This window comes from Aeromonas sp. FL131 (genome assembly GCF_049860615.1).
Classification (GTDB): domain Bacteria; phylum Pseudomonadota; class Gammaproteobacteria; order Enterobacterales; family Aeromonadaceae; genus Aeromonas; species Aeromonas hydrophila.
In genome coordinates this window covers 1-8,042 of record NZ_CP187599.1, presented here as the reverse complement: position 1 = coordinate 8,042, position 8,042 = coordinate 1, and the positions used below count along the sequence as shown (strand labels likewise).

The window sequence follows — 8,042 nt, the reverse complement described above, 5'->3', positions numbered from 1 at the left end:
TGATTTGCCTCCTTTGCAGGCGGTTGATGGTCAGGCGCTGGCGGGGCTGTTCTCCCCGTCCTGCGCCGCCCTAAGTTCCTCTATGTACAGACGCAGCGCCTCGGCCTCTGCGTCTGTGGCCCAAATCTTCCGTGCCTTACGGCCCATGGCTCGCTGCTGCTCGGCAAAGCGGGCCTGTCGTATAGCGTTAGGGGTGGCCAGCAGGTTGCCGGTACGCTTGTCGTGTTGGTCTTTCATGCCTCAGGTCTTCCGTAATCAGAGCGGTAGTAGTGATGCTCGTCGGTGTTGGCAACCAATCCCATCATATCAAGACAGGTACGCTCCCACGCCCCCGGCCTCCGGCTGCCAGCCGCTATGGCTGATGCCACATAGGCCAGTAGCGCCTCAACGCTATCCTGTGCGTTAGCTGCGCCGTGTTCTTTGTGAAGCTCCACAATGTAGGCCAACTCTGCCGCTACGCTGTCATGTAGTTCTATTTCGATTTTCATAACCTGCTCCTTTTCCGTTAGAGCTAACTTTATAACAAGCATTAGCGCTAATGCAAGTGTTTTATCCTAATGACGGCGCTTGGTACTGCTCTTTCTCCGCCTGTTTCGCTAGCTCGGCGCGGGCCTCCTGCACTTGCGGCAGCTCCATCACCTTCTGCAACGTGCGCTGAATGTAATCAGCTTCATGGCCCGCCTTACGATCCATGATTGCAGGACTGGCCTCGGCCATGGCCTTGGCAATTTCGTCCGGCTCCCGGCCATTGCTTGCCAACTTCATAGCGGCGATGAAATCGCACCTACTGAGGTCGTCACCGTACCGCTTGATCAGCCCGGCCATTTCGCTGCGGTAGTCGTCCACGGCGTCACGGCGATAGCTGGGTTTTGGCCCGGCCTCGATGCCTTCCAGCCTGCGGGCCTTCTCCTGTCGGCGCTCGATGCTGTCAAGCACCTGCCCGGCCTGCTGCATCAGCTCCGGCCCTGCGGTGGCGATCTGGCCGCTGGACTCCCGGCACAGCACCCACGGCTGATAGCCGGTGCGGCTGGTGTGCTTGTCCTTGCGGTTGGTAAAGCCCGCCAGACGGCCATAGTGGCGGCTGTCGGCGCTTGCCGGGTCGGCGTCATACTCGCGGGCCAGCTCGCGGGCTATCACGCCCCTGTGAACTGCTGGGGCGTCCTGCGCCACCTTCACCCATGCCTGATAGTTCTTCGGGCTGGTCTCGATGATGGCGGCAGGCTCCCGGCCCTCCTGCTTCATGGCGTCCAGATCGTCGCTGCTGAGGTCATCCACCAGCACAAGACCATGCCGGGCCTGCTCGGCAGGGCGGATGTAAATATCATTGCCCTGGGCATTCATGCGCTTGAGCCAGTCGGCGTTCTGCTGCACTTCCTGCGGTGTCCATTCCCGGTTCATCATCTTGCCGCTGGCGGCGTCCCGTATGCCAATGTCGTACCGGTCACAGCCCATGGCCTTGAGCTGTCTAGCGATGGCCTGCGCGGTGCGATCACTTTTCACCTGAGCTTGAAAATCAGCCATATGCCCCCCTGTTGCTCGATTACGTGCGGCTCCAGCCAAAGCCATGATGCGATCAGCAGCACCAGAATAGGCGTCACGGAAGCGATCAAGACTCCTACCCATAGCCGCCACGTCCAGCCACGGGCGGCGCTCCGGGCCGTCTGGCTGGCCGTGGTCAGCTCCCCGGCGGCTGTCCTCATGTCCTTGGCTGCCTCCTGCCATGCGCTCATGGCTTGCTGTTGCTGGCTCGTCCAGCTCGCGGCCTGCTCCTCGCTGGCCTGCTGTACCTCGGCGATCCGCTGCCGGGCTTCGTCCGCCAGTGTCGCCATGCTCTGGGCCAACGGCTCTATCTCTGCCGCTAACTCGTTGATCCCTCTGGATTTCCTCACTCTGTCTATCGCGCTCATGCTCGATGGCCTCCCGGTATTCTTGTAGGTCGATGATCTGGCCGTTGGCCGTGTCGATGGATAGGGCGGTGTCGGCCCGCTCGGTGCGGATGCCCCGGCCCTCCATCTCCACCACGTGGGGGCCAAGGTGGATGCCCGGCAGGCGCTCGATGCCCTGCGCCTCAAGGGTGCGGTGGTCAATGCGGGCCTCGTGCCCGGCCCGTTCAAGGGCGCGGTTGGCGTGGTGGCTCCATGCCTCGCGGGTCTGCTCAAGCCATGCCTTGGGCTTCAGGCTTTCGGACTTCTGCGCCCCGCCCCGCTCTGGCTGTTTGTCGTTGTACCGCTTGAACCACTGGTCAGCCGGGCGCTGAACGCCGTCGTTCTTGCGCTCGGAGATCATCAGGTGGCAATGGGGGTTCTCGCCGTCACCGGCATGGATCGCCAGCGTATACGGCAGACGTTCGGCACCGGTCAGGTGCTGGGCGAACTCGGACGCCAGCGCCTTCTGCTGGTCGAGGGTCAGCTCGACCGGCAGGGCAAATTCGACCTCCTTGAACAGCCGCCCATTGGCGCGTTCATGCAGGTCGGCGGCATCCCAGTAGTCGGCGGGCCGCTCGACGAACTCCGGCATGTGCCCGGATTCGGCGTGCAAGACTTCATCCATGTCGCGGGCATACTTGCCTTCGCGCTGGATGTAGTCGGCCTTGGCCTTGGCCGATTGGCCGCCCGACCTGCTGCCGGTTTTCGCCGTAAGGTGATAAATCGCCATGCTGCCTCGCTGTTGCTTTTGCTTTTCGGCTCCATGCAATGGCCCTCGGAGAGCGCACAGCCCCGAAGGGGTGCCCGAAGGGCAGTTTCTCGCAGAGAAACCGGTAAGTGCGCCCTCCCGTCAGAATGACGGTCGGGGTTTGCAGCGTCTGTGCTCCGATGATAGCATGATGGCAAGCACATAACCAAGTGGACTGTCAACATGACAAAAGCAGCGGAACGGCTCGCCAAGCTGGAAGAGCAACGGGCACGGATCAACGCCGAGATACAACGGGTACGGGCAAGGGAGCAGCAGCAGGAGCGCAAGAACGAGACGAGGCGCAAGGTGCTGGTCGGTGCGTGGATGATGGGTAAGGTGCAGAGCGGTGAATGGCCTGAGCAAAAGCTGATAGAGGCCATGGACAGCTATCTAGAACGCGACCACGACCGGGCGCTGTTCGGACTCCCGCCCATACAGCCAAAACCACAGGTGCAAGGGTGAGTGAGGGGTGTGACGCCCAATGGAACGAAAACGTACGCTAACAAAAAACAAGCATGTCATTTAAGTCATGACACAGCCAGTAGTGACACATAGGTTATGTCATATCCTGATTTTGGGGTGCTTTTTACCAGTGACCGTAGGGTCTACCTAAGCGTCATACCGTTCTAACTGTTTGATTTAATGCTTAACGTACGAAACCGTACCGTTGGGCTTCACACCCCGTATCCTTGGCGCCGACGCCTTGCCAATTGCAGAGAGCGCCGCCGCCATCGTCAGTGCTCTACAGAAAACCGGTCACACGGCTCTGCCGCGCAGACTCCTAGCCTAAATGTGACAGTGGTTGGTAATCCATGCCGCCCGCAAGGGCGGCGGTGGTGGGCCAATAGATGATTTTCAGAGCCTTACTGCCCGTTGACGCCCAATCCCTCGAGCGCGAGTCTAGCCGCAGCGGCGATGACGGCCTCGCTGTGCTTGTCATCCTTGTTAGGCGCCCGGGTGTAGACGGCCAACACAATAGGTGCGCGCCCAGTGGGCCAGACGACGGCATAGTCATTTGCCGTGCCATACACTCCGCAGGTTCCGGTTTTGTCTCCGACTGCCCAGTCTGCCGGCACCGCCGCGCGGATGCGGTGGTTGCCGGTCGTGTTTCCCTTTAGCCAATCAACAAACTGCTGCCGCTGCGGCGCAGCCAGTGCAGAGCCCAGTGTCAGTTTTTGTAAGCTTTCCGTCACGGCGCGCGGCGATGAGGTATCGCGCGCATCGCCTGGGATGGCGGAGTTCAGCTCCAGCTCCCAGCGGTCCAGACGGAACGTGGTATCGCCGATAGAGCGCATGAAGGCCGTCAGCCCGGCCGGGCCGCCCAACTCCTTCAGCAACAAATTGGCGGCGGCGTTATCACTGTATTGCACGGCGGCCGCGGACAGCTCCGCCACCGTCATGCCTGTTGTCAGATATTTTTCCGAGATGGGTGACCACGGAACCAGCGCATTTTTGCCGTAACGGATGGGTGTGTCCAGCAAGCCGGCCTGCTGCTGGCTGCGAGCCAGCACAGCGGCAGCAAGAAAGCCCTTGAATGAGCTGCACAGTGGGAAGCGCTCCTCAGCGCGGTAACTTACAGTTGCGCCTGAGCCGGTATCCATCGCGTACACACCGATGGAGCCGCCAAAGTCCTGTTCGAGTTTAGCGAATGGTTCCGCGACGAGGTTGGTCAGCGCGGTGGCAGAAAAGCCAGCCAGCGGCCATGAGAGACAAGACAGCAGAACTAGACGGCGATACAGTGACATCAACGATATTCCTTGTTTGAAGGTGGAGCTAGGTGTAGCGGCCGGATGTAATCAGGCCGCTACAGCTGGGATTAGGGGTCTGACGCTCAGTGGAACGAAAACTCAACGGAAATGTTGAATACTCATACTCTTCCTTTTTCAATATTATTGAAGCATTTATCAGGGTTATTGTCTCATGAGCGGATACATATTTGAATGTATTTAGAAAAATAAACAAATAGGGGTTCCGCGCACATTTCCCCGAAAAGTGCCACCTGACGTCTAAGAAACCATTATTATCATGACATTAACCTATAAAAATAGGCGTATCACGAGGCCCTTTCGTCTTCAAGAATTTTATAAACCGTGGAGCGGGCAATACTGAGCTGATGAGCAATTTCCGTTGCACCAGTGCCCTTCTGATGAAGCGTCAGCACGACGTTCCTGTCCACGGTACGCCTGCGGCCAAATTTGATTCCTTTCAGCTTTGCTTCCTGTCGGCCCTCATTCGTGCGCTCTAGGATCCTCCGGCGTTCAGCTTGTGCCACAGCCGACAGGATGGTGACCACCATTTGCCCCATATCACCGTCGGTACTGATCCCGTCGTCAATAAACCGAACCGCGACACCCTGAGCATCAAACTCTTTTATCAGTTGGATCATGTCGGCGGTGTCGCGGCCAAGACGGTCGAGCTTCTTCACCAGAATGACATCACCTTCCTCCACCTTCATCCTCAGCAAATCCAGCCCTTCCCGATCTGTTGAACTGCCGGATGCCTTGTCGGTAAAGATGCGGTTAGCTTTTACCCCTGCATCTTTGAGCGCTCTGATCTGAATATCGAGGGACTGCTGGCTGGTTGAGACCCGCGCATAACCAAAAATTCGCATAAAATGTACCTTAAATCGAATATCAGACACGATGTGTCTATTATGCCAAAATGACGATTTAATGGACACTCAAACGAAGCCGTTTTACTATGTCTGATAATTTATAACATTTCGGACGGTTGCAAAAATGTTACTAAATGCCCGTAAGGCAGGGAGGCCTATATGCCCGTTGACTTTCTGACCACTGAGCAGACTGAAAGCTATGGCAGATTCACCGGTGAACCGGATGAGCTTCAGCTGGCACGATATTTTCACCTTGATGAAGCAGACAAGGAATTTATCGGAAAAAGCAGAGGTGATCACAACCGTCTGGGCATTGCCCTGCAAATTGGATGTGTCCGTTTTCTGGGCACCTTCCTCACCGATATGAATCATATTCCTTCCGGCGTCCGGCATTTTACCGCCAGACAGCTCGGGATTCGTGATATCACCGTTCTTGCAGAATACGGTCAGAGGGAAAATACCCGCCGTGAGCATGCAGCGCTGTGACTGGCGCCGTGCTGACCCGGCAGAACTGGCGGCATTCGACCCGGATACAAAGATCTGCACGATGAACTGTGGCCCTCATGCCCTCGACCCGCGAAGCAGGGCAGAGAGGAAGTTGCTTTGCACGGACTGCGCAGAAGCCCCTAAAACGCCTCCCTGCGGGGCTACACACCGCCCCCACCCTTCGGGTAGGGGTAAAGGCCGCTAAAGCGGCTAAAAGCGCTCCAGCGACTTCCTGCGGGGGTTGGTGTGGGGTTTAGCGGGCAAAGCCCGCCTTTCCCCCTGCCGCGCAGCGGTGGGGGCGGTGTGTAGCTTAGCGCAGCGAATAGACCAACTATCCGGCCTCTGGCCGGGCATATTGCGGTTGGGTTGAAGGCCCATCTAGGGGCCTTCGGCCCTAGATATTCTTAGTAATATCTTAGTACGGTTTTTTGGCGAATCGCTGTAAGCCAGTGGTGGCGCGGCTTACAGCGATTTTTCAGAAGTGAAAACGTGACCGTTAAAACGGTAGAGCGTGACCGTTAAAACGGTAGAACGTGACCGTTAAAACGGTAGGCCGTGACCGTTTGGCTGGGACTAGCTTTGTTCGATCAGTAGCGGGCGCTTAATCGTGACTTTCGCAGCAGCCCCACGCCCTTCGATTTTCACATTCCAGCCGTGCAGCTTGCTGATCTCATTCAGCGCCTTACCGATGCGCTCACGGCGCTTCCGGTTGGTGGCTGCGGCCTTGCTGGGCGGCCCCCAAACCTTCTCAGCCAGTCGGTCGAGCCGGATGCTGTTACTGTTCCCTTGCCGCAACCATGCTGACAGCCAGGCATGGGTAAGCTGAGCGGTGTCGCTGTGCAGCTCGCGGCGCTCAATCAGTGATACATGCACATGATGCCCGGACAGCGCTTCGGCAAAGCGAGGGTTAAGGGCAATATGAATTTGGCCCTCTGGGGTTTCGGCATAGGACAGCAGGCGCATTGACCAGTCATAGCCATCCTTTCGGGCACGACAGCCCACCATGCTGAGGCGTTCAAGACAATCTTCAAGCCTATCGTAACTTTTGCCCTGATCATCCATCCCCGCAGCTTGTAGAAGCGCGTACCGAGTTGTTTTGACCACTATGGCTTTATCCATCACGGCGCTTTCTTCTGGCTTGAGATCAAGCCATAGCTGTTGGCCTCGCGGGTGTTCAACCTCGGCCCCTAAACCGTTAGTTTCGCCCACCGCGGCCAGCATACCGGCCAGCCCAATAGCACCGAGCAAAACAGACTGATCGCGACTATCGAGCGCCTGCCAAATATTAAACTTGAGGCGCAACCCGTTATGCTCATGCTCGATTGTCAGGCCGCCCGGACGGCGGCCACGGCACACGGGCCGGAACAGCGACACCAGCGCTAAAGCGGGGTCGTGGCGGGCATGATCAACGTCCCCGCCCCTGTGCTCAACCAGCGTAGCCATCAGACACCCCCTTGCTCTTGCGCTGCTTTTCCAGCACGGCGGGCTTGAGTACCCCGCCGTCATGCCGCCTGAACCAGCGGTCTTTGAACGGTGCCCCATAGTTGGCCTTGCTCACGCCGTAGCGCACGAAATAGGGCCGCTGTGAGTCGTCCACGCCCCATTCCTCGGCCTCGGCGGCCGTCATGCCGGACAGGTAGGACTGCCAGCGGATGTTATCCACCAGCACGGACGATCCCCTGCTAGCCTGCTGCTGGTCGCCTGCGCCCATCATCGCCGCGCCCTTGCTGGCATGGTGCAAGAAGATGATCGAGCACCCTGTCTCGGCGGCGATGGCTTCCATGCGTCCGATGACTTGGGCCATAGGCCCGGAGGCGTTCTCCTCCTCGATGTGGAAGCGCCTGAGCGTGTCCAGCACCATCAGGCGTCTGCCCTCGGCGGCTTTCATCATGCCGTCGAACCACGCCGGGGCCATGATGTTGGGCAGGTTGCCGATCAGCGGCTGGATCAGTAGGCCGTCAGCCACGGCTTGCCGTTCCTCGGCACTGAGGTGCGCCCCAAGGGCGTGCAGGCGGTGATGGATGGCAACTGGTGGGTCTTCTGCGGGCAGGTAGATCACTCGGCCTGTCGGCAGCTCGCCCACCTCCAGCAGATCCGGCCCGCCCGCAATCTGTGCGGCCAGTTGCAGGGCCAGCATGGACTTACCAGCTCCACCGGGGGACACCAGCGCCCCCACGGTGCCGGCCACCATGTTGGGCAGTACGTAGTCAATCGGCGGCGGTAGCTCTGTGAAGCTCGCCAGAATGTCGATAGGCTTATGGGTAGCCAT

General features: G+C 58.7%; 9 protein-coding genes and 2 pseudogenes. 2 read left to right on the top strand and 9 right to left on the bottom strand.

Going from position 1 to position 8,042, the window contains the following annotated elements; translation table 11 throughout:
* Positions 1-30: 30 nt before the first annotated feature.
* The 5 genes and pseudogenes from urfF to ACPW75_RS25760 all read right to left on the bottom strand — a co-directional run.
* Positions 31-237 carry a plasmid repression protein F gene (gene urfF, locus ACPW75_RS25780; RefSeq protein ID WP_012658782.1) on the bottom strand — a complete coding sequence of 69 codons (207 nt, stop codon included), beginning with the start codon at positions 235-237 and terminating at the stop codon, positions 31-33.
* A complete protein-coding gene (locus ACPW75_RS25775; RefSeq protein ID WP_055314639.1) occupies positions 234-488 on the bottom strand; it encodes a hypothetical protein in 255 nt (84 codons plus the stop codon). The genes urfF and ACPW75_RS25775 overlap by 4 nt, the downstream gene beginning before the upstream one ends.
* 61 nt (positions 489-549) lie before the next feature.
* The gene (locus ACPW75_RS25770; RefSeq protein ID WP_341932796.1) at positions 550-1,521 is read right to left on the bottom strand and encodes a DNA-primase RepB domain-containing protein; all 972 of its coding nucleotides are present in this window, start codon (positions 1,519-1,521) and stop codon (positions 550-552) included.
* On the bottom strand, positions 1,497-1,907 hold the full coding sequence (locus tag ACPW75_RS25765) for an IncQ-type mobilization protein MobB (RefSeq protein WP_064762629.1): 411 nt from the start codon (positions 1,905-1,907) through the stop codon (positions 1,497-1,499). Before ACPW75_RS25765 ends, ACPW75_RS25770 begins: the two co-directional genes overlap by 25 nt.
* 106 nt (positions 1,908-2,013) lie before the next feature.
* Positions 2,014-2,655: pseudogene (locus ACPW75_RS25760) on the bottom strand (MobA/MobL family protein); the annotation flags it as partial.
* A 201-nt stretch (positions 2,656-2,856) separates the two neighbouring features.
* Between ACPW75_RS25760 and ACPW75_RS25755 the strand changes: the two are divergent.
* Positions 2,857-3,135: a mobilization protein gene (locus tag ACPW75_RS25755; protein WP_173782130.1), complete on the top strand. Its 279-nt coding sequence runs from the start codon at positions 2,857-2,859 to the stop codon at positions 3,133-3,135.
* A gap of 401 nt (positions 3,136-3,536) precedes the next feature.
* Here ACPW75_RS25755 and ACPW75_RS25750 read toward each other — a convergent pair whose 3' ends face one another.
* A complete protein-coding gene (locus ACPW75_RS25750; protein WP_004199234.1) occupies positions 3,537-4,418 on the bottom strand; it encodes a carbapenem-hydrolyzing class A beta-lactamase KPC-2 in 882 nt (293 codons plus the stop codon).
* 308 nt (positions 4,419-4,726) lie between these two features.
* The gene (locus tag ACPW75_RS25745; RefSeq protein ID WP_001217881.1) at positions 4,727-5,284 is read right to left on the bottom strand and encodes a recombinase family protein; all 558 of its coding nucleotides are present in this window, start codon (positions 5,282-5,284) and stop codon (positions 4,727-4,729) included.
* A gap of 162 nt (positions 5,285-5,446) precedes the next feature.
* Between ACPW75_RS25745 and ACPW75_RS25740 the strand changes: the two are divergent.
* Positions 5,447-5,770: pseudogene (locus tag ACPW75_RS25740) on the top strand (DUF4158 domain-containing protein); the annotation flags it as partial.
* A gap of 576 nt (positions 5,771-6,346) precedes the next feature.
* Here the strand turns inward: ACPW75_RS25740 and repC are convergent.
* Positions 6,347-7,216: a replication protein C, IncQ-type gene (repC, locus tag ACPW75_RS25735; protein ID WP_161623023.1), complete on the bottom strand. Its 870-nt coding sequence runs from the start codon at positions 7,214-7,216 to the stop codon at positions 6,347-6,349.
* Positions 7,200-8,042, bottom strand: a complete 843-nt coding sequence (locus ACPW75_RS25730) for a helicase RepA family protein (RefSeq protein ID WP_172750892.1) — start codon at positions 8,040-8,042, stop codon at positions 7,200-7,202. The genes repC and ACPW75_RS25730 overlap by 17 nt, the downstream gene beginning before the upstream one ends.